The sequence below is a fragment of the Bacillus sp. LJBS17 genome (assembly GCF_019334685.1).
GTDB classification, from domain to species: domain Bacteria; phylum Bacillota; class Bacilli; order Bacillales; family Bacillaceae; genus Bacillus; species Bacillus subtilis.
Map to the genome: position 1 here is coordinate 499311 of NZ_CP079759.1, position 24232 is coordinate 523542.

30 protein-coding genes and 7 tRNA genes are annotated in these 24232 nt (G+C 41.9%); 31 read left to right on the forward strand and 6 right to left on the reverse strand.

Annotation, left to right across the window (positions count from 1 at the left end):
- The first annotated feature begins 372 nt into the window (after positions 1-372).
- From cshA to KXZ66_RS02540, 3 genes are all read left to right on the forward strand, one after another.
- A complete protein-coding gene (cshA, locus tag KXZ66_RS02530; RefSeq protein WP_003246685.1) occupies positions 373-1857 on the forward strand; it encodes a degradosome RNA helicase CshA in 1485 nt (494 codons plus the stop codon).
- A 172-nt stretch (positions 1858-2029) separates the two neighbouring features.
- A complete protein-coding gene (locus KXZ66_RS02535; RefSeq protein WP_003234318.1) occupies positions 2030-2509 on the forward strand; it encodes a PH domain-containing protein in 480 nt (159 codons plus the stop codon).
- Positions 2499-3980 carry a PH domain-containing protein gene (locus tag KXZ66_RS02540; protein ID WP_021481704.1) on the forward strand — a complete coding sequence of 494 codons (1482 nt, stop codon included), beginning with the start codon at positions 2499-2501 and terminating at the stop codon, positions 3978-3980. Before KXZ66_RS02535 ends, KXZ66_RS02540 begins: the two co-directional genes overlap by 11 nt.
- A 196-nt stretch (positions 3981-4176) precedes the next feature.
- On the opposite strand, the gene KXZ66_RS02545 is transcribed toward KXZ66_RS02540, so the two are convergent.
- Positions 4177-4776, reverse strand: a complete 600-nt coding sequence (locus KXZ66_RS02545; protein ID WP_219144775.1) for a rhomboid family intramembrane serine protease — start codon at positions 4774-4776, stop codon at positions 4177-4179.
- Positions 4777-4870: 94 nt separating this feature from the next.
- Here KXZ66_RS02545 and acpS point away from each other — a divergent pair, with 94 nt between their 5' ends.
- From acpS to KXZ66_RS02635, 19 genes are all read left to right on the forward strand, one after another.
- The gene (gene acpS / locus KXZ66_RS02550) at positions 4871-5236 is read left to right on the forward strand and encodes a holo-ACP synthase (RefSeq protein ID WP_015252768.1); all 366 of its coding nucleotides are present in this window, start codon (positions 4871-4873) and stop codon (positions 5234-5236) included.
- 165 nt (positions 5237-5401) lie between these two features.
- A complete protein-coding gene (locus KXZ66_RS02555; RefSeq protein WP_003234282.1) occupies positions 5402-6418 on the forward strand; it encodes a LolA family protein in 1017 nt (338 codons plus the stop codon).
- 114 nt (positions 6419-6532) lie between these two features.
- The gene (gene alr, locus KXZ66_RS02560) at positions 6533-7702 is read left to right on the forward strand and encodes an alanine racemase (protein WP_219144776.1); all 1170 of its coding nucleotides are present in this window, start codon (positions 6533-6535) and stop codon (positions 7700-7702) included.
- 115 nt (positions 7703-7817) lie between these two features.
- Entirely contained in the window at positions 7818-8099 is a 282-nt protein-coding gene (gene endB / locus KXZ66_RS02565; RefSeq protein WP_003225183.1) for a type II toxin-antitoxin system antitoxin EndoAI, read from the forward strand.
- A gap of 4 nt (positions 8100-8103) precedes the next feature.
- Complete coding sequence (gene ndoA / locus KXZ66_RS02570) at positions 8104-8454, forward strand: type II toxin-antitoxin system endoribonuclease NdoA (RefSeq protein ID WP_003156187.1); 351 nt, start codon at positions 8104-8106, stop codon at positions 8452-8454.
- Between the two features lie 114 nt (positions 8455-8568).
- Positions 8569-9393, forward strand: coding sequence for an RsbT co-antagonist protein RsbRA (rsbRA, locus tag KXZ66_RS02575; protein WP_009966610.1), 825 nt, complete (start codon positions 8569-8571; stop codon positions 9391-9393).
- A gap of 4 nt (positions 9394-9397) precedes the next feature.
- The gene (gene rsbS / locus KXZ66_RS02580) at positions 9398-9763 is read left to right on the forward strand and encodes an RsbT antagonist protein RsbS (RefSeq protein WP_003225190.1); all 366 of its coding nucleotides are present in this window, start codon (positions 9398-9400) and stop codon (positions 9761-9763) included.
- A 3-nt stretch (positions 9764-9766) separates the two neighbouring features.
- Positions 9767-10168 (forward strand): serine/threonine-protein kinase RsbT, encoded by a 402-nt coding sequence (gene rsbT / locus KXZ66_RS02585; protein WP_003225192.1) that lies wholly within the window; start codon positions 9767-9769, stop codon positions 10166-10168.
- Positions 10169-10179: 11 nt separating this feature from the next.
- Complete coding sequence (gene rsbU / locus KXZ66_RS02590; protein ID WP_014478900.1) at positions 10180-11187, forward strand: phosphoserine phosphatase RsbU; 1008 nt, start codon at positions 10180-10182, stop codon at positions 11185-11187.
- A 68-nt stretch (positions 11188-11255) separates the two neighbouring features.
- Positions 11256-11585 carry an anti-sigma factor antagonist RsbV gene (gene rsbV, locus KXZ66_RS02595; RefSeq protein ID WP_014475877.1) on the forward strand — a complete coding sequence of 110 codons (330 nt, stop codon included), beginning with the start codon at positions 11256-11258 and terminating at the stop codon, positions 11583-11585.
- Positions 11582-12064: an anti-sigma B factor RsbW gene (gene rsbW / locus KXZ66_RS02600; RefSeq protein WP_021481702.1), complete on the forward strand. Its 483-nt coding sequence runs from the start codon at positions 11582-11584 to the stop codon at positions 12062-12064. The genes rsbV and rsbW overlap by 4 nt, the downstream gene beginning before the upstream one ends.
- Positions 12030-12818 (forward strand): RNA polymerase sigma factor SigB, encoded by a 789-nt coding sequence (gene sigB, locus KXZ66_RS02605; RefSeq protein ID WP_003246715.1) that lies wholly within the window; start codon positions 12030-12032, stop codon positions 12816-12818. Before rsbW ends, sigB begins: the two co-directional genes overlap by 35 nt.
- Positions 12818-13417, forward strand: coding sequence for a phosphoserine phosphatase RsbX (rsbX, locus tag KXZ66_RS02610; protein ID WP_021481701.1), 600 nt, complete (start codon positions 12818-12820; stop codon positions 13415-13417). The genes sigB and rsbX overlap by 1 nt, the downstream gene beginning before the upstream one ends.
- A gap of 110 nt (positions 13418-13527) precedes the next feature.
- The gene (locus KXZ66_RS02615) at positions 13528-13644 is read left to right on the forward strand and encodes a hypothetical protein (RefSeq protein ID WP_120027795.1); all 117 of its coding nucleotides are present in this window, start codon (positions 13528-13530) and stop codon (positions 13642-13644) included.
- Positions 13605-13766, forward strand: coding sequence for a hypothetical protein (locus KXZ66_RS22495; RefSeq protein ID WP_003246653.1), 162 nt, complete (start codon positions 13605-13607; stop codon positions 13764-13766). The genes KXZ66_RS02615 and KXZ66_RS22495 overlap by 40 nt, the downstream gene beginning before the upstream one ends.
- Entirely contained in the window at positions 13717-13953 is a 237-nt protein-coding gene (locus KXZ66_RS02620) for a hypothetical protein (RefSeq protein WP_228394539.1), read from the forward strand. The genes KXZ66_RS22495 and KXZ66_RS02620 overlap by 50 nt, the downstream gene beginning before the upstream one ends.
- Entirely contained in the window at positions 13950-14390 is a 441-nt protein-coding gene (locus KXZ66_RS02625; RefSeq protein WP_003246529.1) for an EVE domain-containing protein, read from the forward strand. The genes KXZ66_RS02620 and KXZ66_RS02625 overlap by 4 nt, the downstream gene beginning before the upstream one ends.
- Positions 14374-14817: a MarR family winged helix-turn-helix transcriptional regulator gene (locus tag KXZ66_RS02630; protein ID WP_014475883.1), complete on the forward strand. Its 444-nt coding sequence runs from the start codon at positions 14374-14376 to the stop codon at positions 14815-14817. The genes KXZ66_RS02625 and KXZ66_RS02630 overlap by 17 nt, the downstream gene beginning before the upstream one ends.
- A gap of 93 nt (positions 14818-14910) precedes the next feature.
- Entirely contained in the window at positions 14911-17070 is a 2160-nt protein-coding gene (locus KXZ66_RS02635; protein ID WP_085186786.1) for a Tex family protein, read from the forward strand.
- Positions 17071-17079: 9 nt separating this feature from the next.
- On the opposite strand, the gene cmpA is transcribed toward KXZ66_RS02635, so the two are convergent.
- The gene (gene cmpA / locus KXZ66_RS02640; protein ID WP_003225207.1) at positions 17080-17193 is read right to left on the reverse strand and encodes a cortex morphogenetic protein CmpA; all 114 of its coding nucleotides are present in this window, start codon (positions 17191-17193) and stop codon (positions 17080-17082) included.
- A 103-nt stretch (positions 17194-17296) separates the two neighbouring features.
- Here cmpA and KXZ66_RS02645 point away from each other — a divergent pair, with 103 nt between their 5' ends.
- The 8 genes from KXZ66_RS02645 to KXZ66_RS02680 all read left to right on the forward strand — a co-directional run bounded on the left by KXZ66_RS02645 (position 17297) and on the right by KXZ66_RS02680 (position 18588).
- Positions 17297-17749: a SprT family protein gene (locus tag KXZ66_RS02645; protein WP_003234309.1), complete on the forward strand. Its 453-nt coding sequence runs from the start codon at positions 17297-17299 to the stop codon at positions 17747-17749.
- Positions 17750-17871: 122 nt separating this feature from the next.
- A tRNA-Asn gene (locus KXZ66_RS02650) sits at positions 17872-17946 on the forward strand.
- Between the two features lie 4 nt (positions 17947-17950).
- A tRNA-Ser gene (locus tag KXZ66_RS02655) sits at positions 17951-18041 on the forward strand.
- A 29-nt stretch (positions 18042-18070) separates the two neighbouring features.
- Positions 18071-18142: transfer RNA gene (locus tag KXZ66_RS02660), tRNA-Glu, on the forward strand.
- An 11-nt stretch (positions 18143-18153) separates the two neighbouring features.
- Positions 18154-18228 (forward strand) — tRNA-Gln (locus tag KXZ66_RS02665).
- A gap of 26 nt (positions 18229-18254) precedes the next feature.
- Positions 18255-18330 (forward strand) — tRNA-Lys (locus KXZ66_RS02670).
- An 11-nt stretch (positions 18331-18341) separates the two neighbouring features.
- Positions 18342-18423: transfer RNA gene (locus KXZ66_RS02675), tRNA-Leu, on the forward strand.
- A gap of 81 nt (positions 18424-18504) precedes the next feature.
- Positions 18505-18588: transfer RNA gene (locus KXZ66_RS02680), tRNA-Leu, on the forward strand.
- 220 nt (positions 18589-18808) lie between these two features.
- On the opposite strand, the gene KXZ66_RS02685 is transcribed toward KXZ66_RS02680, so the two are convergent.
- The 3 genes from KXZ66_RS02685 to KXZ66_RS02695 all read right to left on the reverse strand — a co-directional run bounded on the left by KXZ66_RS02685 (position 18809) and on the right by KXZ66_RS02695 (position 20745).
- Complete coding sequence (locus KXZ66_RS02685; RefSeq protein ID WP_122895049.1) at positions 18809-19372, reverse strand: GNAT family N-acetyltransferase; 564 nt, start codon at positions 19370-19372, stop codon at positions 18809-18811.
- 196 nt (positions 19373-19568) lie between these two features.
- Positions 19569-20087 carry a hypothetical protein gene (locus tag KXZ66_RS02690; protein ID WP_161986440.1) on the reverse strand — a complete coding sequence of 173 codons (519 nt, stop codon included), beginning with the start codon at positions 20085-20087 and terminating at the stop codon, positions 19569-19571.
- Between the two features lie 10 nt (positions 20088-20097).
- Positions 20098-20745 (reverse strand): hypothetical protein, encoded by a 648-nt coding sequence (locus KXZ66_RS02695; protein WP_257475327.1) that lies wholly within the window; start codon positions 20743-20745, stop codon positions 20098-20100.
- A gap of 78 nt (positions 20746-20823) precedes the next feature.
- Here KXZ66_RS02695 and KXZ66_RS22500 point away from each other — a divergent pair, with 78 nt between their 5' ends.
- Positions 20824-22122: a DUF3427 domain-containing protein gene (locus KXZ66_RS22500; RefSeq protein ID WP_249848376.1), complete on the forward strand. Its 1299-nt coding sequence runs from the start codon at positions 20824-20826 to the stop codon at positions 22120-22122.
- Between the two features lie 349 nt (positions 22123-22471).
- Here the strand turns inward: KXZ66_RS22500 and KXZ66_RS02705 are convergent, their stop codons facing one another.
- Positions 22472-23500: a Delta(5) desaturase DesA gene (locus tag KXZ66_RS02705; RefSeq protein WP_151870406.1), complete on the reverse strand. Its 1029-nt coding sequence runs from the start codon at positions 23498-23500 to the stop codon at positions 22472-22474.
- Positions 23501-24232: the final 732 nt, after the last annotated feature.

The window sequence follows — 24232 nt, forward strand, 5'->3', positions numbered from 1 at the left end:
TGCATCATAAAATAACATGATATGCAAACACTAATGTATGCCGGCCGAAAATTATGTATATCTGGCCGGCTGCGGCTATGATACAATATATATAGGTTATTTCGCGATACGAACATATTCGTCCGGACTTTTCATCGTGACCCGAAGTTCTCCGCTGGATTCTTGGGAGCGGATGGAGCAGCAGCCGGCATATTCGAGATGCCGATCTGCTTCTCATCTTATTGAAAAACAAATAGTGTAATGGTAAGATAAAACTTAAAGTAATTCGGGCTTTGTATACGGATGGATCCTGTCCTTCTTGTCTAAAGGGCAGTTTTATAAGTGGTAAATCACGACATTACTGAAACAGCAATTAGAAGGAGTTTGAATAATTTGACTATAACGTTTCAAGATTTTAATTTAAGTTCTGATCTCATGAAAGCAATTAATCGTATGGGATTTGAAGAAGCAACACCGATTCAGGCACAAACGATACCGCTCGGACTTTCAAATAAAGACGTCATTGGACAAGCGCAAACAGGTACAGGTAAAACAGCTGCGTTTGGTATACCCCTTGTTGAAAAAATTAACCCCGAGTCTCCTAATATTCAAGCAATCGTAATCGCGCCAACCCGTGAATTAGCCATTCAAGTATCTGAAGAATTGTATAAAATCGGACAAGATAAACGTGCGAAGGTTCTTCCTATTTACGGCGGACAGGATATTGGACGGCAAATCCGGGCGTTAAAGAAGAATCCGAATATTATTGTCGGAACACCTGGCCGTCTTCTTGACCACATCAACCGCCGCACAATTCGTTTAAACAACGTAAATACCGTTGTAATGGATGAAGCGGATGAAATGCTGAACATGGGATTCATTGACGATATTGAATCTATCCTTTCAAACGTGCCAAGCGAGCATCAGACACTTCTGTTCTCTGCCACAATGCCTGCGCCGATCAAACGCATTGCAGAGCGCTTTATGACTGAGCCGGAACACGTAAAAGTAAAAGCGAAAGAAATGACGGTTTCTAACATTCAGCAGTTCTATTTGGAAGTGCAAGAACGCAAAAAATTCGATACACTGACTCGCCTTCTTGACATTCAGTCTCCTGAGCTTGCGATCGTATTCGGACGTACAAAACGCCGTGTCGATGAGCTGGCAGAAGCCCTGAACCTTCGCGGATATGCAGCTGAAGGAATTCACGGTGACTTAACGCAGGCGAAACGTATGGTTGCGCTTCGTAAATTTAAAGAAGGCGCAATCGAAGTTCTAGTCGCAACTGATGTTGCCGCTCGCGGACTTGATATCTCAGGTGTTACACACGTATACAACTTCGACGTGCCTCAAGATCCTGAAAGCTACGTTCACCGTATCGGAAGAACGGGCCGTGCAGGAAAAACAGGTATGGCGATGACGTTCATTACACCGCGTGAGAAAAGCATGCTTCGCGCAATTGAACAAACAACAAAACGCAAAATGGACCGCATGAAGGAGCCTACACTTGATGAAGCGTTAGAAGGCCAGCAACAGGTTACTGTTGAACGTCTTCGCACAACAATCAGTGAAAACAACCTGAACTTCTACATGACAGCGGCAGCTGAGCTGCTTGAAGATCATGATGCAGTAACAGTGGTTGCGGCGGCTATCAAAATGGCTACAAAAGAGCCAGACGACACACCGGTTCGCTTAACAGACGAAGCGCCGATGGTCAGCAAACGCTACAAGAACCAGCGCTCTTCTAAACGCAGAGACGGTCAAGGCGGCGGCTACCGCGGCGGAAAAGGGAAAAGCAACAACCGTTCTTCCTATGACAAAAAGCGTTCAAACGATCGCCGTTCTTCAGGTGACAGACGCCAGAAAAAATCTTACTAATTTGATCGATCGAGAGCCCAAAACATGATGTTTTGGGCTTTTTTATGTTCGCGATTTGTTATTCAGCAAACTTTCAGCTGACGGAAGCCATTTTTCTCTGTATGCTTAAGAATGAAACCTTTCTGTAAAAGAGACGTATAAATAACGACGAAAAAAAGGGAGGTAGGTATTTTTGAGAGAGCAGCCAAAAAACCAAATCAGTCCAGACGGATTAAAGGTTTGGCGACTTCAAGAGATCATCATATCCGCTGTTTGCTTACTTATTGTCATTGCAGTTGCAGTGTTAAGCTATTATTTTCATTGGCCGTACTGGATCAGCGGCGTGCTCGGCGCTGTTTGGCTGCTGGGATCGATTGTGACGGTCTTTATCATTCCGAAGGTCCGTCATAAGGTGTGGCGATATGAAGTCCATGAACATGAAATAGATATTCAGTCAGGTATTTTTGTGGTGACACGTGTGATTGTTCCGATGGTCAGAGTTCAGCACGTCGATACGTCACAAGGGCCATTATTAAAAAAATACAACCTGGCAACGGTGAAAATTTCCACGGCCGCGACCGTTCATTCGATCCCCGCTTTAGAGATGGAGGAAGCGGATCGGCTGAGAGACTCCATTTCCCGTCTGGCGAGGGTGACTGACGATGATGTCTGAACCGAAACGCCTGCACCCGGCAGCAGTCATTTTGAATTTATGCCATACCATTATTCAAACGATAAAAAATATCATTCTGCCATTCTTTTTTGTGTATATTGTCAATTCAAACCATACTGTCCGTTTTTACGGGGCTATTGCGCTCGGTGTGCTGTTCATCTGGCTTGTAGCGGCAAGCATCATCAAATGGAGAAGGTTTACCTATCGAATTGAAGATGATGAATTTAGAATTGAAGAAGGCTTATTTGTTACGAAAAAACGATACATATCGATTGATCGGATTCAAACAATGAATACGAGCGCGGGCCTTGTCCAGCAAATCTTTAAGCTTGTGAAGCTGCAAATTGAAACAGCAGGCGGAGGCAAGGAGGCAGAAGCCGTTCTTTCTGCTATTTCTGTTGAAGAAGCCGAACGCATCAAAGAAGCTGTCTTTAAGAAAAAAGCGCAAAGACGAGAAAATGAACTTGATGAAGAATGGCTTGAAGCTGAAGAGGAGTTGGTTCCGGTCGTTGAGGTGCAAGAGCACTATCGCATGAACGCGAAAGAATTGCTCATGGCCGCTTCTACCTCCGGCGGAATCGGAGTCATTATCTCAGCTGTATTTGCACTTATTTCCCAGCTTGATGAAGTGCTGCCAATGGATTGGTTATTCGATAAGTTTTCCTTCCTTCAGCACGCCAGTATTGGTATTTACGCGGTACTCATTTTTATCGGTTTATTTATCGCCTGGATTTTCAGTATCGCGGGCATGATGTTTAGATACGCAAACTTTCAAATCATAAAAAAAGAACAGGAACTGGTGATTTCAAGGGGAATTATTGAAAAACATCAAGTCACGATTCCGCTGCGAAAAATACAAGCCATTAAAATCAAAGAAAATATCATTCGCCAGCTTTTCGGCTTTGTAACGGTGTCCATCGTCAGCGCAGGAGGCGGCGACCGGGAAAAAGAAGAAGGCGCTTTGACCATTCTCTTTCCAATGATTCATAAAAAAAAGCTTCCGCACATGCTCCGAACATTTACACCGGAATATACGCTGGAAGAAAACTGCCGCCGCCTGCCGCGGCGCGCGTTGAAACGCTATTTGTTCCGTTCTGTCATTTTTTCACTCTTTTTGATCATCCCGTTATGTATCTTCTTTCAGCCATGGGGCTATCTGTCAGTGATCCTGCTGCCGATAGAATTGCTCTTCGGCTATCTCGCGTATAAAGAGGCTGCATGGACGATCAACGGGGACCGTCTTCAGCTGACGTCTAGATTTATAGGCAGAACAACCGCCATTGTACTGAAAAAACGAATGCAGGTCTGCAAGTTCAGCCAATCCTATTTCCAAAAGAAAGGCCGCTTGTATACCATTTCTACTTCGGTGAAATCATCGAGCCATATGGAAGAATTAACGGTGAGGGATGTAGGTGAAGAGGATGCAGCCTTCATTTTAAAGTGGTACTCATATGAAAAAGCGGACGGTTAATACCGCCGCTCCAGCGTGTCGGCAAACCCTCGCATTCGTTGTCAGGACTGCGATTCGGTGCTCACGAATTAGAACATTCGCTCCGCTCCTATGCTCGTCCTTCCTAGACTTCAAGGGTTTTCAATCACGCTGAAAAGATGACAAAATCCTAAAATGAAAACCATTTTAGGATTTTGTCAACAATCTGAAGCGGCGGTTAATACCGCCGCGCTTTTTTTTGCACGCATAAAAACGAAAGAAGAAACCCGCCGCATAGTCCAAACAGATGGGCCATCATGTTAATATTGGAGTTGATAAACGACATGAGAATGGCAAATGCGAGCAGTGTGATGATCATTTTGGAATGCTCCTGCCCAATTAACTCATTGCGAAAAAGAACCATAAACAGGTATACGCCAAATAGCCCGAAAATGGCGCCTGAAGCCCCGACATGCACGTAATCAAGCGGCTCTGTAACATAAGTGCCGATATTGCCGATGATGCCGGAGCCGGCGTATACAAGAAGGAAACGCGCTTTTCCCAGCATGCGTTCCAAAGCCGGGGCAAATAAAAAGATGGACATGGAATTAAACAGCAGATGTGTGAAACCGGCGTGCAGCAAAATCGGTGTGATAAGCCGCCACCATTCACCGTTTGCGACACCTAGATTATAGCCTGTGACGGTATCCCTCCATAACACGACTGAATGGGCAGGAAGTGAAAAAAACAGCCAGAGAACAGCTTGCAAAGCCAATATAAAGGTGACAACGGGGTAAAGCCTGATAAATGTTTGAAAATTTTCAGTCCGTATAAACATTCCGAGCCCCTTTTCTTCATTTTGGTATATCTATAGTAACACGTTTATGAGACAAACCATTTAAATAGTACGTACGCAAAGGAGGTTATCATACATGATTTACGGCATTGGGCTGGACATTACCGAGCTTAAACGGATCGCCTCTATGGCTGGGCGCCAGAAAAGGTTTGCCGAGCGGATTTTGACGCGAAGCGAGCTTGACCAATACTATGAGCTTTCAGAGAAAAGAAAAATCGAATTTCTCGCGGGCAGATTCGCGGCAAAAGAAGCTTTCTCGAAAGCATTTGGCACCGGCATTGGGAGACAGCTCAGCTTTCAGGACATTGAAATTAGGAAAGACCAAAATGGCAAGCCCTATATCATTTGCACGAAACTGAGCCAGGCAGCCGTTCACGTATCAATCACTCATACAAAAGAATACGCTGCCGCGCAGGTTGTGATTGAAAGGTTGTCAAGCTAGTCTGCATATTAGGGAAACCCCACTCATATATTTGATAGTGCATTAAGGGAGACAAGTTGTTTGAGGCTTTTATGGTACGCATCTGTTCTGCCTAAACGTGTACCGAGCGTACCGTTAAAGTCAAACAAGCGATTTCTTCCTTTTACATCAATTGAGAAAAAGGGGTTGAAAAAGGTGAGAAAAAGCTTTGTTTTGCTTTTAACGGGACTGCTTGCTGTTCTTATTCTTTCTGCCTGCGGGCAAAAAACACAGCAAGATATTGTGGCCGGGTTAGATGAAAAGGCGAAAGAATACACCTCGTACAAAGCAAAAGCGAAAATGACCATCGAGACAGGGAGTGAGCCTCAAGTATACAATGTGGAAATCTGGCACAAAAAGCCGTCTCTGTACAGGGTTTATTTAGAAAATCCGAAAAAGGACCAAAACCAAGTCATTTTACGAAATGAAAACGGAGTATTCGTTCTCACGCCGTCTTTAAATAAGAGCTTCAGATTTCAAAGCGATTGGCCGAACAACAGCAGCCAGGTTTATCTGTTTGAATCGCTCGTAAAGGATGTTCAAAACGATTCGGATGCAGTTTTCACAGCGAAAGAAAAGAAATACGTATTTGAAACAAAAACAAACTATCAGCATAACAAAATGCTGCCCACGCAAGAAATCACATTTAACAAAAAAGATATGAGCCCGTCATCTGTCAAGGTGATGGATACTGACCGGAAAGTGATGGTCAAAGTAGAATTCAGCAGCTTTGAATTTAATAAACAATTTGATAAAGAATCATTTGACGAAAAGAAAAATATGACTCTTTCTCAAATGGATGTCGCCACAAGCGCGAAGCCTTCCGATACATTTGCGGTCAAAACGCCGCTGGAACTGCCGCTTGGCGTCAAGCTGCTTGAAGAAAAAGATATATCTACTGAAGACGGGAAGCGCATCATCATGACGTACGGAGGAGAAAAATCATTTACGTTAATTCAGGAAAAAGCCCAGATTGCCAAGGCTTCCTCCTCCGTTACGCTGAACGGCGAACCGGTAAATCTCGGCTACACCATCGGCGCCCTGTCGGATGCATCATTATCATGGACATATGACGGCGTAGATTACCTTCTCTCTTCTAAAGATCTTTCTAAAGAGGAAATGGTGACAGTAGCGAAAAGCATGCAGGGACAATCATCGAAATAACCGCCAAAGGCCAAACATGATTTGGCCTTTTTTTCGTTAGACATCGTTTCCCTTTAGCCTTTAATTTTAGTATGATATGTAAATGATATTGAATAAAAGCTAGGAAGTGTCGTAATGAGCACAAAACCTTTTTACAGAGATACGTGGGCGGAAATTGACTTGTCCGCGATAAAGGAAAATGTCAGCAATATGAAAAAACATATCGGTGAACATGTCCACCTGATGGCAGTTGTGAAAGCAAACGCCTACGGGCATGGTGATGCAGAAACAGCAAAGGCTGCTCTTGACGCAGGTGCTTCATGCTTGGCCGTGGCCATTTTGGATGAAGCGATTTCACTGCGCAAAAAGGGATTGAAGGCGCCTATATTGGTGCTTGGCGCGGTTCCCCCGGAGTATGTTGCAATCGCTGCTGAGTATGACGTGACCTTAACAGGTTATTCTGTTGAATGGCTTCAGGAGGCAGCCCGCCACACGAAAAAAGGTTCTCTTCATTTTCATCTGAAGGTCGATACGGGGATGAACAGACTTGGTGTAAAAACAGAGGAAGAAGTTCAGAACGTGATGGCCATTCTTGACCGCAACCCTCGTTTAAAGTGCAAAGGGGTATTTACCCATTTTGCGACAGCGGATGAAAAAGAAAGAGGCTATTTCTTAATGCAGTTTGAGCGTTTTAAAGAGCTGATTGCTCCGCTGCCGTTAAAGAATCTGATGGTCCACTGCGCGAACAGCGCCGCCGGACTCCGGCTGAAAAAAGGCTTTTTTAATGCAGTCAGATTCGGCATCGGCATGTATGGCCTTCGCCCGTCTGCTGACATTTCGGACGAGATACCGTTTCAGCTGCGTCCGGCATTTACCCTGCATTCGACGCTGTCGCATGTCAAACTGATCAGAAAAGGCGAGAGCGTCAGCTACGGAGCCGAGTACACAGCAGAAAAAGAAACATGGATCGGGACGGTGCCTGTAGGCTATGCGGACGGCTGGCTCCGAAAATTGAAAGGGACTGACATCCTTGTGAAGGGAAAACGCTTGAAAATTTCCGGCAGAATTTGCATGGACCAATTTATGGTGGAGCTGGATCAGGAATATCCGCCGGGCACAAAAGTCACATTAATAGGCCGGCAGGGGGATGAATATATTTCCATGGATGAGATTGCAGGAAGGCTCGAAACCATTAACTATGAGGTGGCCTGTACAATAAGTTCCCGTGTTCCCCGTATGTTTTTGGAAAATGGGAGTATAATGGAAGTAAGAAATCCTTTATTGCAGGTAAATACAAGCAATTAACTTACCTAAATGGAGAATTCATAAAACAGCTTTGCTTGAAGAGTGAATAATGGTATCATTATCACTGGATGGATAAAAGAGTCGTATCCGTAAGTTTGGTGGAGGTGTATGTTTTTTGTCTGAATCCAGCGCAAGAACCGAAATGAAAATCAGCTTGCCCGAAAACCTAGTAGCTGAATTGGATGGTGTAGCGATGCGGGAGAAACGAAGCAGAAACGAACTGATATCACAAGCAGTGAGAGCGTATGTCAGCGAACGAACAACTCGTCACAACCGTGATTTGATGAGACGCGGCTATATGGAAATGGCGAAAATCAACCTGAATATTTCTTCTGAGGCTCACTTTGCGGAGTGCGAGGCTGAAACGACAGTTGAGCGCTTAGTCAGCGGAGGATAATCATTTGATTGTGAAACGCGGCGATGTTTATTTTGCTGATTTATCTCCTGTTGTTGGCTCAGAGCAAGGCGGGGTGCGCCCGGTTTTAGTGATCCAAAATGACATCGGAAATCGCTTCAGCCCAACTGCTATTGTTGCAGCCATAACAGCACAAATACAGAAAGCGAAATTACCAACCCACGTCGAAATCGATGCAAAACGCTACGGTTTTGAAAGAGATTCCGTTATTTTGCTGGAGCAAATTCGGACGATTGACAAGCAAAGGTTAACGGATAAGATTACTCATCTGGATGATGAAATGATGGATAAGGTTGATGAAGCCTTACAAATCAGTTTGGCACTCATTGATTTTTAGACATATTTGCAGGTTGCTCAAATAGAGCAACTTTTTTTGTTTTCAAAAAACATAAACGATATAATAGTGAAATAACGAAAAAATATGTTGTTTTTTATTGGGAGGTAAGCGAATTTGATGTCGAACCAGACTGTATACCAGTTCATTGCCGAAAATCAAAATGAACTGCTCCAACTGTGGACTGACACACTAAAAGAATTAAGCGAGCAAGAATCCTATCAGCTGACTGACCAAGTGTATGAAAATATATCTAAAGAATATATCGACATTCTGCTGCTGTCTGTTAAGGACGAAAATGCTGCTGAAAGCCAAATCAGCGAACTGGCGCTTCGAGCGGTCCAAATCGGACTGTCTATGAAGTTTTTGGCTACTGCGCTTGCTGAATTCTGGAAGCGTCTCTACACGAAAATGAATGATAAGAGATTGCCAGATCAAGAGAGCACGGAATTAATCTGGCAGATTGACCGCTTTTTCAGCCCGATTAACACAGAAATTTTTAATCAATACTCAATCTCATGGGAAAAAACAGTATCCCTGCAAAAAATCGCGCTGCAAGAGCTGTCTGCGCCGCTTATCCCGGTGTTTGAAAATATCACTGTGATGCCTCTTGTCGGAACAATTGATACCGAACGCGCGAAACGAATTATGGAAAACCTTCTTAATGGCGTCGTCAAACACCGTTCCCAAGTCGTGCTGATTGACATTACAGGTGTCCCTGTCGTCGATACGATGGTTGCCCATCATATTATTCAGGCATCAGAAGCTGTAAGGCTTGTCGGAGCAAAATGCCTGCTGGCCGGAATCCGTCCGGAAATTGCTCAAACAATCGTCAATTTGGGGATTGATTTATCCCAAGTTATAACTAAGAATACCCTGCAAAAAGGAATTCAAACAGCATTGGAAATGACGGATCGAAAAATCGTTTCATTGGGGGAATAACATTTTGAGACATCCGAAAATCCCGATCTTGAAACTGTATAATTGCTTATTAGTATCCATTCAATGGGAACTTGATGACCAGACAGCATTAACTTTTCAAGAAGACTTATTAAATAAAATATACGAAACAGGTGCTAACGGAGTCGTCATTGACCTGACATCTGTGGATATGATTGATTCATTTATCGCGAAAGTGCTGGGCGACGTCATTACAATGTCTAAGTTAATGGGGGCTAAAGTCGTCTTGACCGGCATTCAGCCCGCTGTGGCAGTGACGCTGATTGAACTTGGAATCGCGCTTGAGGAAATCGAAACTGCGCTCGACTTAGAGCAGGGGCTTGAGACATTGAAGCGGGAATTGGGGGAATAGCGAATGAACGACCAATCCTGTGTAAAAATCATGACAGAATGGGATATTGTGGCCGCCAGACAGCTGGGACGAAACGTTGCGAAAGAACTGGGTTTCGGCACGGTAGACCAGGCTAGAATTACAACGGCTATTTCAGAATTAGCCAGGAATATTTATTTATATGCCGGCAAAGGGCAGATTGGAATTGAACAGGTCGCAGACAGAGGAAAAAAAGGCCTGAAAATCATAGCGGAAGACCAAGGGCCGGGAATTCCTGATATCCGAAAAGTCATGGAAGACGGGTTTTCAACGTCTGGAGGACTTGGTGCGGGACTTCCTGGGGTCAAAAGGCTGATGGATGAATTCAGCTTAAATTCCGTAGCGGGGGAAGGAACAGAGATACAAGCCATCAAATGGCTTCGGTAGGAGGTAAGAACGTGGATTTTAGGGAGGTTATTGAGCAGCGGTATCATCAGCTGCTTAGCCGATATATAGCCGAATTAACAGAAACATCTTTATATCAAGCCCAAAAATTCAGCCGAAAAACAATCGAGCACCAAATTCCTCCGGAAGAAATCATCAGCATTCACAGAAAAGTGCTGAAGGAGCTGTATCCAAGTCTCCCGGAAGATGTGTTTCATTCGCTGGATTTTTTAATAGAAGTCATGATTGGTTATGGAATGGCTTATCAGGAGCATCAAACCCTTAGAGGGATACAGCAGGAAATCAAATCAGAAATTGAAATCGCGGCAAATGTCCAGCAGACGCTGCTCGGAACTAAAGTTCCTCAGGAGGAAGCGCTGGATATCGGCGCCATCAGTGTTCCCGCTAAACAGATGAGCGGTGATTACTACCACTTTGTCAAAGACAAGGAATCCATCAATATCGCAATCGCGGACGTGATCGGAAAAGGCATTCCAGCGGCTTTATGCATGTCCATGATTAAATACGCGATGGACTCTTTGCCGGAAACGGGCATACACCCTTCTCAAGTGCTGAAAAATTTGAATCGTGTTGTTGAACAAAACGTTGATGCCAGTATGTTTATTACGATGTTTTATGCGAATTATAATATGGACAATCATCAATTTACATATGCTTCAGCGGGACATGAACCGGGATTCTATTATTCTCAAAAGGACAACACGTTTTACGATTTAGAGGCCAAAGGACTCGTTCTCGGCATCTCGCAGGACTATGACTACAAACAATTCGATCAGCATCTGGAAAAGGGCGATATGATTGTTTTATTTTCTGATGGCGTCACAGAATGCAGAACGGAAAACGGTTTCTTGGAGCGTCCTGATCTGCAGAAGCTCATTGAGGAACATATGTGTTCCTCCGCGCAGGAAATGGTCAAAAACATTTATGACAGCCTCCTCAAATTGCAGGATTTTCAGCTTCACGATGATTTTACGTTAATTGTTTTGCGGAGAAAGGTTTAACGTCTGCCAGACGAGGGTATAAAGCAACTAGTGATTAGTGATTTGAAGGAAAATTTGAGGTGATACGAATGAATATAAATGTTGATGTGAAGCAAAACGAGAATGATATACAAGTAAACATTGCAGGAGAAATTGATGTATACTCAGCCCCGGTGCTCAGAGAGAAGCTCGTTCCTCTGGCAGAACAAGGAGCTGACTTAAGAATTTGCCTGAAAGATGTCAGCTACATGGACAGTACCGGATTGGGCGTTTTTGTAGGGACCTTTAAAATGGTGAAAAAACAAGGCGGTTCGCTGAAACTTGAAAATCTTTCTGACCGGCTGATCCGACTGTTTGACATTACAGGCTTGAAGGACATCATTGATATTTCTGCAAAGTCAGAAGGTGGAGTGCAATGAAGAATAATGTTGATTACATCGAAATGAAAGTGCCGGCCCAACCTGAATATGTTGGAATTATAAGACTGACGCTATCAGGGGTCGCAAGCAGAATGGGCTATACGTACGATGAAATTGAAGATTTGAAAATCGCAGTCAGCGAGGCGTGCACAAATGCGGTTCAGCACGCTTACAAAGAAGATAAAACTGGGGAAGTGTCAATACGATTCGGTGTGTTTGAAGACCGTTTAGAGATTATTGTGGCGGATGAAGGAGACAGCTTTGACTTTGATCAAAAGCAGCAGGATCTAGGGCCGTACACACCTTCGCACACAGTTGATCAATTATCAGAAGGAGGGCTCGGTCTATATTTAATGGAAACGCTCATGGATGAAGTCAGAGTGCAAAACCACTCCGGCGTCACCGTAGCGATGACAAAGTATTTAAATGGGGAGCGAGTTGATCATGACACAACCATCAAAAACTACGAAACTAACTAAAGATGAAGTCGATCGGCTCATAAGCGATTACCAAACAAAGCAAGATGAACAGGCGCAGGAAACGCTTGTGCGGGTGTATACAAATCTGGTTGACATGCTTGCGAAAAAATATTCAAAAGGCAAAAGCTTCCACGAGGATCTCCGCCAGGTCGGCATGATCGGGCTGCTAGGCGCGATTAAGCGATACGATCCTGTTGTCGGCAAATCGTTTGAAGCTTTTGCAATTCCGACAATCATCGGTGAAATTAAACGTTTCCTCAGAGATAAAACATGGAGCGTTCATGTGCCGAGACGAATTAAAGAACTGGGTCCAAGAATCAAAATGGCGGTTGATCAGCTGACCACTGAAACACAAAGATCGCCGAAAGTAGAAGAGATTGCCGAATTCCTCGATGTTTCTGAAGAAGAGGTTCTTGAAACGATGGAAATGGGCAAAAGCTACCAAGCCTTATCCGTTGACCACAGCATTGAAGCGGATTCGGACGGAAGCACCGTCACGATTCTTGATATCGTCGGATCACAGGAGGACGGATATGAGCGGGTCAACCAGCAATTGATGCTGCAAAGCGTGCTTCATGTCCTTTCAGATCGTGAAAAACAAATCATAGACCTTACGTATATTCAAAACAAAAGCCAAAAAGAAACTGGGGACATTCTCGGTATATCTCAAATGCACGTCTCGCGCTTGCAGCGCAAAGCTGTGAAGAAGCTCAGAGAGGCCTTGATTGAAGATCCCTCGATGGAGTTAATGTAATGATCCAGGTTGAAGAAAATGAGCATATTCAAACTCTAGTATATCAACTGAATAAAGAAGGGAAATCGATTTGCGGTGACAGCTTTTTTATGAAAGCTGATGATAAGGAGTTAATTTGCGCGGTTGCTGACGGACTGGGAAGCGGATCACTTGCTAACGAATCCTCTGCAGCCATCAAAGACTTAGTGGAAAACTATGCGAGTGAAGACGTAGAAACAATTATCGAACGCTGTAATCAGGCGATGAAAAACAAAAGAGGCGCTACAGCATCTATCCTGAAAATCAATTTTGAGCAAAGGCAGTTTACGTACTGCTCTGTCGGAAATGTACGGTTTATTCTGCATTCCCCGTCTGGTGAAAGCTTTTATCCTCTGCCGATTTCGGGCTATTTATCAGGCAAGCCGCAAAAATACAAAACGCACACCGCCACCTATGAAAAGGGTTCAAAGTTCATTATACATACAGATGGACTCAACGTACCTGATATCCGCTCCCATTTAAAAAAAGGCCAATCGGTAGAAGAAATATCGAATTCGCTGAAAATGTATACGACATCGAGAAAAGATGACCTGACCTATATTCTCGGACAGCTGTCCTAAAAAACCAGAAAAAGAAGCTGGACATCCGGCTTCTTTTTTTTTGCGGTTGACTATTAATAAGTGCGCTTATTATAATTAATAAGTGAACTTATCATTCTGGGAGCTTATGGATGTGGAATTATGAATACACAGCGATAGCTGATGCGGATGTGGGAAAACCTGGAACTGTTATCAGGAAACAGAAACAATGGATCAATGGGAGACGGGTATTGCATCAGATTCTTTGAAAGGACAATTTCAAAATGGAACGGAAGGAACATTGCTTCTGCAAGGAAAAACAATTCTCTTATGGCTTGAGCATGTGGAGAAACATCGGGCGTTTTCTGTCATGGTCAACATGCCCGCATAGCAATGTAAAAATGGAGTTTTTTCACGTGCTTCAAAAGCAAAAAGAAGATTTGTGTATCACATATGGAATTGTATTAGAAGGCGCTGAAGCAAAAAAGTGGGGAGAAATCATTGGGACTGAACTGTCTAAAGACATGCCGACGGCTGTCAGCAGGCTTGTTCACCTTTGCGGAGGAGTGATAAAATGAACACAAATTATTGGATCGGCGTTGTGTCAGAGCAGCATGTATTAAAAGGCGCTGCCGGCGGTTTTGCACAGCTGTGCCATGGAAAAAAAGCCCCGCTCGCCAAAATGAAAGAGGGAGATTGGCTGATTTATTATTCTCCGAGAGACGCATATCCAGACGGCAAACTGCTGCGAAGCTTTACTGCGATCGGCAAAGTAAAAAGCGGAAACATCTATCCGTATCAAATGGCTCCGAATTTTATTCCATACCGATTAGATATAGACTATTATCCATGCCATAAAATCGGTTTTTACGACATTAAATCAAAGCTTGAATTCGTTCAGGAAACCAAGCATCTTGGCTTTTTATTTCGCAGAGGACACTTTGAAATAAGCAAAAAAGATTTTTTGACAATAGCACAAGCGATGGGAGTTAACATAAGTGGAATGGCACTCTAAATTTAGCGGTCCGAACACAAGCCCGGGCTTTTTATTATGGCAGGCCACGCAAAGCTGGCAGCGGAAAGTGGGAAAAGCATTGGCTGAGTTTGACCTGACCCACGTTCAATTTGTTCTGCTGACCTCGTGCAAGTATATGATTGCTCACGGAGAAACCGTCACGCAAAAAAAACTTGCAAGCTTCAGCCAGACCAATATCATGATGGTTTCGGAGGTTGTGCGGACGCTTGAGAAAAAAGGATTTATCGAAAGAAGCAAAAATCCCCAAGATAAAAGAGAGGTTCTCCTGTCTCTTACAGAAACAGGAGGAGAAAAAGTAACAGCGGCTTTGCCAATTGTTGAGAAGATTGATCAAGCCTTCTTTGCAGCTGCGATGAAAAAAGAGAATTTTCTGAGCGGATTACAGGAACTATTGAAACATGAGTAAAGATACGGGCAGCGTCAGCTGTCTTTTTTTATGTGTTTTTTTCGGTTTTTGATACACTAGAGACAGAACGACAAAATTGGAGGCTTTGGTTACATGGAAACGTCAGCCCTTTTAAAACAGCAAATTGCGAAAGAAATAAGTTTATCACAAAAACACGTTGAAAGTGTCATCCGCCTGCTTGAGGACGGCAATACAGTCCCGTTTATTGCCCGGTATCGAAAAGAGCAGACGGGTTCAATGGATGAGGTTCAGATTCAGACGATTTCTGAACGCTGGCAATACATACAAAACCTGAATCAGCGAAAAGAAGAAGTCATCAGGCTGATTGCAGAGCAGGATAAACTGACAGATGATCTAAAACGTAAAATCGAGCAATCGGTGAAGCTTCAGGAAGTGGAAGACCTTTACCGCCCTTATAAACAAAAACGTAAAACAAAGGCGACAGTCGCCAAAAGCAAAGGCCTTGAGCCGCTTGCCGACTATATCCTGACACTTCCCCAAGATGATCGTCTGGCAGCAACAGCAGACCAATACATCAGCGAAGAAAAAGAAGTGTTCACACGAGAAGAAGCGATTGAAGGCGCCAAGCACATTATTGCGGAACAAATTTCAGACGAGCCGACCTTCAGAAAGTGGATTCGCCAGGAAACCTTCAAAAGAGGAACCATTAAGTCCGCAGCCGGAAAGTCGGCAGACACCGATGAGAAAAATGTGTATGAAATGTATTACGAGTATGAAGAGCCAATTGCAAAAGTCGTTCCGCATAGGGTACTGGCAATGAACCGCGGCGAAAAAGAAGATATTTTAAAGGTATCAATCGAACCGCCTGCGGATCACATTAAGGCGTATTTAGAAAAACAAATCATTAAAAATCGCTCAACATCCGTAAAAGAGATTTTGCAGGAGACAATTGAAGACAGCTATAAAAGGCTGATCCAGCCGGCAATCGAGCGTGAAATCAGGAAAGAGCTCTCAGAAAAAGCTGATGAACAGGCGATTCATATTTTCTCAGAGAACTTGAGAAAACTTCTTTTGCAGCCGCCGATGAAAGGCAAAACCGTTCTCGGTGTTGACCCAGCCTTTCGAACCGGCTGTAAGCTCGCTGTGTCAGATGAGACTGGAAAAGTCTTGAAAATTGATGTGATCTATCCGCATGCGCCAGTCAACAAAACAAAAGAAGCCCATGAAAAAGTGAAAAAGATTCTTGAGCAGTATCAAGTCGAGATGGTGGCGATCGGAAACGGCACAGCATCCAGAGAAACAGAACAATTCATCGTCAATGTACTGAAAGACATGCCGCGCAAAATTTATTATGTGATCGTCAATGAAGCGGGTGCAAGCGTCTATTCGGCTTCAGAGCTGGCCCGAGAAGAATTCCCTGACCTTAAGGTTGAAGAGCGCAGTGCCGTGTCTATTGCGCGAAGACTTCAAGACCCGCTTGCGGAGCTCGTTAAAATCGATCCGAAGTCTGTTGGTGTCGGACAGTATCAGCATGACGTCAGCCAAAAACGCTTAAATGAATCTCTGCGGTTTGTAGTCGAAACGGTCGTAAACCAGGTGGGAGTAAACGTCAACACAGCCTCCGCCGCGCTGCTTCAGTATGTAGCGGGATTATCGAAGTCTGTAGCAGGCAACGTTGTCAAAAAACGTGAGGAAATCGGAAAGTTTTCAAATCGAAAAGAACTGAAGGACATCCCAAGGCTCGGTGCGAAAACCTATGAGCAATGTATCGGTTTCTTAAGAGTGCAGGAAGGGACAGAGCCTTTGGATAGAACAGGCATTCACCCGGAAAGCTATAAAGAAACAAAAGCGCTTTTGAAAAAACTTGGACTTTCAACAGAACATATCGGCACGGCGGAATTGAAGGACAAAATCAATCAGCTGGCGCTTTCTGAAACGGCAAAAGAGCTGGGAATCGGCGAAATCACTCTGAAAGACATTTGTGAACAGCTGACAAGGCCGGAACGCGATCCGCGCGATGAGGTGCCTAAGCCTTTGCTGAAAACAGACGTCCTTCAGCTGGAAGATTTGAAAGAGGGAATGGAACTGCAGGGCACCGTGCGCAATGTAGTGGACTTCGGAGCGTTTGTTGATATTGGAGTCAAACAAGACGGGCTTGTGCATATCTCAAAATTGAGCAATCAATTCGTCAAGCATCCTCTTGATGTCGTATCTGTCGGCGATATTGTGACAGTTTGGGTTGACGGCGTAGATGTACAAAAAGGCAGAGTATCGCTGTCTATGGTAAAATAAAAGCACTGCTTACGAGCAGTGTTTTTTCCTATAGAAATACCAGCATTGATTCAGCAGTTTAATTTGGTAATTATCTTTTTCAAGGAACGCTTTTTGCATCTGCTTTTTAAGCCAATTTGGCATAGGCTCATTCCTCCTCAGCTTTTATCATAAGAGGGACGGTGATTACCATATTGTATGCGAACGGTGAATTGTCCCGTTCAATGTTTTTTAAGTGAGGTGCACTATGGATAATATAGAGCTTCAAAAGCTGACAGAGGATATTTCTAAAACATATTTTAAAAAGCCGTTCCGCCATCAGGCGCTTTTTAATGACAGGCTTAAAACCACGGGCGGAAGGTACCTGTTAACCTCTCATAACATTGAATTGAACAGAAAATATCTGATTGAACACGGCAGGGAGGAGCTGATCGGCATCATCAAGCACGAGCTCTGCCATTATCATCTCCACCTTGAAGGAAAAGGGTACAAGCACAGAGACAGAGATTTTAGAATGCTATTGCAGCAGGTCAACGCGCCGAGGTTCTGTACACCCCTTAAGAAAAAAGCGGAAAACAAAAAAACTTATATGTATATCTGTACGGCCTGCGGCCAACAGTATATAAAGAAGCGCGCCATGAACCCTGACAGATACAGATGCGGAAAATGCCGCGGAAAAATAAAAAGAATTTTTTCGTGAAAAAGGTTGACGAATATGGCAAGCCTATGTTACATTATAAAAGTCGTCACGAGAGATAAATAAAAATATTTACCTCTTGACACTGAAAATCAAGGCTGATATAATAAGTCTTGTCTCATTATTCCACAGTAGCTCAGTGGTAGAGCTATCGGCTGTTAACCGATCGGTCGCAGGTTCGAATCCTGCCTGTGGAGCCATATTGGAGAAGTACTCAAGTGGCTGAAGAGGCGCCCCTGCTAAGGGTGTAGGTCGCGTAAGCGGCGCGAGGGTTCAAATCCCTCCTTCTCCGCCATAAGATTTCGATATAAGTTCTCAACCATCGGCCCGTTGGTCAAGCGGTTAAGACACCGCCCTTTCACGGCGGTAACACGGGTTCGAATCCCGTACGGGTCATTCCATTTCGTTGGGCTATAGCCAAGCGGTAAGGCAACGGACTTTGACTCCGTCATGCGTTGGTTCGAATCCAGCTAGCCCAGCCATTTTTATTTTTGAAATCTAATAGTAAGAGCCATTAGCTCAGTTGGTAGAGCATCTGACTTTTAATCAGAGGGTCGAAGGTTCGAGTCCTTCATGGCTCACCATTTGTCTTTTTGCGGGTGTGGCGGAATTGGCAGACGCGCTAGACTTAGGATCTAGTGTCTTACGACGTGGGGGTTCGAGTCCCTTCACCCGCACTTTATTTACAAAGTGCACGCAAATCGGTTTTACTAGGTTAAGAGCCTACTAAACCAGCACAAACACAATTTAATGATCACGCGGTCGTGGCGGAATGGCAGACGCGCTAGGTTGAGGGCCTAGTGGGTGAATAACCCGTGGAGGTTCAAGTCCTCTCGGCCGCATCAAGGATACCAAGGGTTTAGAGTACCTTGGTATTTTTTGTGTCTTTTGAACAGAACATATTTTGTGACTAAAACTGTCCATCTACTTAAAGTAAGTGGTCTGATTTGTCCGCGAAAGTATATAGTTAAATAAGATAAAAAGGGCATAGTATATTAGCGTACAAAATATGTTATGCCTTTTTTGTTTTAATAACGCATCCGTTATTTTAAGCGTACAATGTTACTTTATTATGGAATAAAAACAAGTGTCGGTCAGCTTGCTTCCATCTGCGGATAAATCATCATTTCTTAAAGTGCCTTCGAATACAAACCCAAGTTTTTCAGGAATAGCACGACTTTTAAGGTTTGTTGATTCACACCTTATTTCAATTCTTCTAAATTTGATATTGTTTAACCCAAAGTCAGCTAATTTCTTTACTGCTTCTATCATATATCCATTCCCGCTAAATGTGGTATTTCCCCAGTATCCAATTTCACATTTAGGTATGTCCCAGTCAATCCCCTGAAGGCTAGTTATTCCAATAAAGCCCTTGGTATCTTTATTAAAAATAAGAAAACGAAAACTTTCTCTTTTTAGAAAATTTATATAGGCAAGTCTTAAATTTATCTCTGTTTCTTCAACAGTGGGAAGTTTTTGAGCAAATGGCAACCACGCTTTTAATTCACTAAAGGAATCCCTAATTGCTTGGTTTACAATTTTCCCGTCTCCTGTTTGGTGTGGTGCTCGAAGGATTAGTCTTTCTGTTTCCAATTGTAAAGGCACATCTAACAATAAAGGATTCATTTGATAACTCCTCTCGCAAGTTAAATGTTAAAAAAATGAAAAAAGTAATGAAAACTCTTATCTTTAAGAAATAATTCTTGAGGACGTGAGTTATAACTTCTTGGTATCTATTTGTTTATCTAAGACGCCTCCAGAATTGAATATTCTTTATTCTCATCAAAGAATTTTTTCACTCTAGAGTAATTCACATTTTACCTCACATACATTTAATTTTGGTTTGCAATTCATCAATTTTATTAAGTTCATACTCATAATCACAGTTTTCTTCTAAAACAAAGTTCATAGTTTCAAAGAAACTTTTTGCATTCTTTAAGAGTGATTTAAAAAAAACAAGTTTCGGTAGTAATACTTTTTGTTTTTGGTCAATTTCAAATAACAACATATCATTCGATATTGATTTCATTTTCAATAGAAGGGGTTGATCTGGAAAATAAGTTTCGCTTTTTCCTGTTTCAATAGCTTCTTCAATTAGATTTAAAAAATAAGCCCACAATTGATCAACCAAGTCCCACATAGTGACATCAATCAAATCTTGTTCACCATATTTTAAAATAATCGCCCCAGATAAATAGTAAGAGTCTAACTGTGGTTTTATGTTCTTTAGTCCCTCTATATTGCTAAGTGGAACAAAGTAATCGTCAATATTATTTTTTAAGATTGAAAGATCGTTTATCTTCTTATTTGGCCTAAGAATTAATGATTCAATATAAAACATTTTACCTCTCCTATTTTTCTGGATAGAATTGTCCTACTCTTCCTTTTTGAAAGCCAACAACATATTTTTGACCCTCATATGTTCCTCGAATTTGATAACTAAATTTAGTTCCTTTTTTTGTTAACTCTTCACGGTTTTGTTTCATAATTGATTCTATCGCATCTGCAACATCGTTAACAGTCATCTCTTTATTGAGAAAAGGTTGTTGAGACTTAATTGAACCATCCCATAAATTAGGATGATGGCGCTCTAAAATATGCTTCATTCCTCGCTTATCAATGAGGAATGATTGTCCTCCAAAAGTGTATTTTCTGCTTTGGAAAGTTTTTAATTCGTTTACAACTTCATGCGGCTTAGCTTTCTTTAATCCTTGTACAGTAGATGAGGTCTTGAATATTTCAAGTGCAGAGCTTTTATAATTCTCTCCATCAATCACATTGAAAGGAAAAGTCCCTGAACCACCAGCCATTGCATAATGTTGTTCAAAAACATTTGGTATTTTAACGTATTCAATACCTTTTTTTATTCCTGTTTTTGAAACTTCAAGTGCCTTAATTGCAGCAACTTTTGAACCGGCTTTTGCAACTTTGGATACTTTATCAATACCTTTCGGACCAACTATTGCAAGAACAACAGTACTGCTTACATAGGAAACCATTTTGCTCTGCTGTAGCTATCTCCATTAAATTCCGATGATAGTGTTAGGAAGACTGTATAATAAAAAGAGATACAGAATATGGGGGAACTAAAAGTGAGTTTAGGGAAAACAGTTGCACTAAACATAAAAGAAAAACAAGCCATTAAACCGACAGGGTTCTGGACATTTTTCTGTAACCCAAAGGTTTGGGCTATTGATGATTTTTTGAGTTCAAACCAAATAGAAGATACATTTTCCATTACAAGTTGGCAAAAAGAGTGGTTTAAGGAAGGTCAACAAGGGATTATTAGAGTTGGACATGATAACCGGAATAAAGAAATGTTAAATGGTAAACCAAAATTAAATCGAGGAATTTATGCAGTAGTAGAAATAACGGGAAAACCCGTCTACTCATCTGATAAGGATGAAAATTATTATTATGAAGAAAGTGATCATTTCAATTACCGAGTACCAGTTAGATACATAAAGAATTTGCTGCATTCACCAATCTTACTTGAGGATCTAGACTTTGAAAATGATGAATATGATAAATACTTAATAAAAGGATTTCAAGCCTCATCAATGCCGTTAAATCCAAAAACATTTACAAAAATAACTTCATTGATTCATAACACTGATGCACATCCTTTGAAAATTGGAGAACAATACTCAAGAAAAGATATATACAAGATTTTTAACGTACCAGAAGGTAAACAGGGCGGGAATTGGAACACGGGGTATACTTCATTTAATAATGACGTATTTGTCTTTGTTAATATAAGTTCAGCCGGAAGAACGGGGCATGATTACGATAATAAATTTATCGGAGATGACCTTCAATGGTTTGGTAAGAATAGTCATTCATTACAAAATGCTTCTATTCAATCTATGTTAAAACCCAAAGGTAATATTTATATTTTCACGCGGGAAGATAGTAATAATCCCCTGTTTACTTACCAAGGAAATGCCAGAGTAAAAGAATTTTATGACACTAAGCCAGTCAAAATTATTTGGGAATTTAATGATGAAAAAGAAATCCGACATAATCAAATGGCTGAAGAGATTGATAACCCAACAAGGTATATAGAAGGAGCCACAAAAAAGGTCTCAGTCAACATCTATGAGAGAAATCCCATGGCAAGGAAAAAGTGTTTAGAGCATTATGGTTTTAGTTGTGTCATTTGTGGATTTGATTTTGAAAAGGTATTCGGAGAATTGGGTAAAGGCTTTATACACGTACATCATATAATTGAGTTAAATCAGATAGGCAAGGAGTACGAAATTGACCCGATCAACGATTTACGACCAGTTTGTCCAAATTGTCATGCTATGTTGCATAAGAAGAAACCTTCTTTCACAATCGAGGAGTTAAAAGACATTATAAACGATAATAGATAAAAGCAACCATTACTTAATGTGGCTACTCCATTTTTACTCCCGAATGTGAATTAACCAGTGTAAGTGCGTAATAATCAAAATAAACAAACACTGATATATAAAGGTCTTGTAACAGAAAACACTGATTCACTTTATTGAGGGCCCAGTGGGGTGAATAACCCGTAAAGTTCAAGTTCGCTCGGCCGCACCCCAATAATACCAAGGGTTTAACCATCTTTGGCGTTATTCTTTTGCGGAAAATACGGCAACAAATGTACCGCATTGTGGAGTCCACTAAAAAAGTGCTGACCTCTGCACAACATCGTTGCGCGAGTCTGCACTTTTATTCTGCGATTATGGGGAGTTTATTTTAATCCGTTGTTAGCCGCGCCGATACTTGGCTTTTAGAAGCTTTTTTTAAGTGGCTAAAACCAACAAATTTTTTGCCTTCTTCATCCCATAGGCGGAACTTTAACGACTTAAGGCTTGTTGCCAGTGTAATGGTCGGAACGTTTTGCAATGGTTCAGTGTTGTTATGCACTTTTTCAAGCTTATAGTTTGGGACTCTCGGGCTTAAATGATGAACATGATGAAAACCGATATTGCCTGTTAGCCACTGCATGACTTTTGGAAGCTTATAAAAAGAGCTTCCTTCAACTGCTGCTTTTACATATTCCCAATGCTCATCTTCTTCAAAATAAGAATCCTCAAACGTATGCTGAATATAAAACATCCAAATTCCGAGAGAGCCTGATATCATAAAAATCGGTACCTGAACCAGCAGGAAGTTTTGCCAGCCAATAGCCCAACATAAAAGTGCTGCCAAAGCGACGATCCCCAGGTTCGTTACATACGTATTCATCCGTTCTTTGCGTTTTGCCCCTTTTCGATTAAAACGATTGGCAATCCCGAAAACGTAAATCGGCCCAATAATAAACATAACAAACGGATTTCTGTACAATCGGTACATTATTTTTGTCTTAGTTGAGCCTTTCTTATATTCCTCAACCGTCAGTATCCAAATATCGCCTGTACCGCGTTTGTCCAGATTGCTGCTTGTCGCATGATGGACAGAATGGTCGTGTGCCCAATGATCAAAAGGATGCAGAGTCAGAATTCCTGTTAATGTTCCAAGGATTCGATTCGCCTTTCTGTTCTTAAAAAAGGAATAGTGGCAGCAATCATGAAAGATGATGAAGGTTCTCACTAAAAAACCTGCCGCAACAACAGAAATCGCTAACGTAAGGAAATAAGAAATCGACAAGCTCTTATATGCCAAACACCATAATAGGAAAAATGGTACCAATGTGTTAATGATTTGACAAATGCTTTTGTGTAAATCGGACTTTTCATAAGGTGTAACCAGTTTTCTCAAAGTCCTTAGGTTTTGTTCTTTCATATTAAAAAGTTTCCCCTTCCCTGGTGATCTTCTAAGTGTAGAAAACGTTTTATAGCCTTTGAAGGGCCCAACGTGATACACCCCATATATGATAAGTATCCTTCCCATTCATCTGTGAAATTATTGGAAATGATAAACTGATTTCCAGTTCAATTACATCTTTATTAGCAGAGTCAGCCGGGATACAAAAGGTGTATGAAGATTATACCCAGCACATTATCGGGTCAAACTCTCTCACTGCTCCCCTATGGAAATCGATTTATTTAGACCTTGAACATTGATTGTTTGAGGAAAAAAAGGTTTTGGACAGTGATAATGAAGTAATGGGGATATCATGAGTGACTGTTTGGAAACATCTGCAGAAACAAAGTTTTACAAGTGAACAGCCCTGTGTTTTAAAAGATTATCTTGCACTTGAACAAGAAACAGCTGAGCTATTCATTAATGAAGTACTATTAAGCAAAGAAAGACACTCGTGGTTCATTTTTCACGTTGTTTTCAAACCAAAGTTTTTAATAGGCCTCTTATTCTGCGCTGGTATACACATGTTTAACAAATAATGCCATGAATAAATCGGAAATATAATTTGCAGTTATTTCCGATTCCTGATATAATAAAGAAGAATTATTTTTGTTCGGTGTAAAGGATAGTATGAAGATTGACTTTTCGTCTTGATGATACTTTGGGCAAGGATAGTATATACTGTGTGGTTACACACTAGGAGGCAACAAA

What these genes read in the sequence shown, in the direction of transcription:
- KXZ66_RS02695 (WP_257475327.1), bottom strand. Translation starts at nt 20,745, where the DNA reads ATGGTTTCCTATGTAAGCAGTACTGTTGTTCTTGCAATAGTTGGTCCG.
- KXZ66_RS02705 (WP_151870406.1), bottom strand. Translation starts at nt 23,500, where the DNA reads ATGAAAGAACAAAACCTAAGGACTTTGAGAAAACTGGTTACACCTTAT.
- KXZ66_RS22495 (WP_003246653.1), top strand. Translation starts at nt 13,605, where the DNA reads ATGGATCAATGGGAGACGGGTATTGCATCAGATTCTTTGAAAGGACAA.
- KXZ66_RS02620 (WP_228394539.1), top strand. Translation starts at nt 13,717, where the DNA reads ATGTGGAGAAACATCGGGCGTTTTCTGTCATGGTCAACATGCCCGCAT.
- acpS (WP_015252768.1), top strand. Translation starts at nt 4,871, where the DNA reads ATGATTTACGGCATTGGGCTGGACATTACCGAGCTTAAACGGATCGCC.
- KXZ66_RS02685 (WP_122895049.1), bottom strand. Translation starts at nt 19,372, where the DNA reads ATGAATCCTTTATTGTTAGATGTGCCTTTACAATTGGAAACAGAAAGA.
- sigB (WP_003246715.1), top strand. Translation starts at nt 12,030, where the DNA reads ATGACACAACCATCAAAAACTACGAAACTAACTAAAGATGAAGTCGAT.
- KXZ66_RS02645 (WP_003234309.1), top strand. Translation starts at nt 17,297, where the DNA reads ATGGATAATATAGAGCTTCAAAAGCTGACAGAGGATATTTCTAAAACA.
- rsbV (WP_014475877.1), top strand. Translation starts at nt 11,256, where the DNA reads ATGAATATAAATGTTGATGTGAAGCAAAACGAGAATGATATACAAGTA.
- cmpA (WP_003225207.1), bottom strand. Translation starts at nt 17,193, where the DNA reads ATGCCAAATTGGCTTAAAAAGCAGATGCAAAAAGCGTTCCTTGAAAAA.
- rsbT (WP_003225192.1), top strand. Translation starts at nt 9,767, where the DNA reads ATGAACGACCAATCCTGTGTAAAAATCATGACAGAATGGGATATTGTG.
- KXZ66_RS02545 (WP_219144775.1), bottom strand. Translation starts at nt 4,776, where the DNA reads ATGTTTATACGGACTGAAAATTTTCAAACATTTATCAGGCTTTACCCC.
- rsbX (WP_021481701.1), top strand. Translation starts at nt 12,818, where the DNA reads ATGATCCAGGTTGAAGAAAATGAGCATATTCAAACTCTAGTATATCAA.
- alr (WP_219144776.1), top strand. Translation starts at nt 6,533, where the DNA reads ATGAGCACAAAACCTTTTTACAGAGATACGTGGGCGGAAATTGACTTG.
- KXZ66_RS02635 (WP_085186786.1), top strand. Translation starts at nt 14,911, where the DNA reads ATGGAAACGTCAGCCCTTTTAAAACAGCAAATTGCGAAAGAAATAAGT.
- KXZ66_RS02540 (WP_021481704.1), top strand. Translation starts at nt 2,499, where the DNA reads ATGATGTCTGAACCGAAACGCCTGCACCCGGCAGCAGTCATTTTGAAT.
- rsbW (WP_021481702.1), top strand. Translation starts at nt 11,582, where the DNA reads ATGAAGAATAATGTTGATTACATCGAAATGAAAGTGCCGGCCCAACCT.
- KXZ66_RS02625 (WP_003246529.1), top strand. Translation starts at nt 13,950, where the DNA reads ATGAACACAAATTATTGGATCGGCGTTGTGTCAGAGCAGCATGTATTA.
- KXZ66_RS02690 (WP_161986440.1), bottom strand. Translation starts at nt 20,087, where the DNA reads ATGTTTTATATTGAATCATTAATTCTTAGGCCAAATAAGAAGATAAAC.
- KXZ66_RS22500 (WP_249848376.1), top strand. Translation starts at nt 20,824, where the DNA reads ATGGGGGAACTAAAAGTGAGTTTAGGGAAAACAGTTGCACTAAACATA.
- KXZ66_RS02615 (WP_120027795.1), top strand. Translation starts at nt 13,528, where the DNA reads ATGTGGAATTATGAATACACAGCGATAGCTGATGCGGATGTGGGAAAA.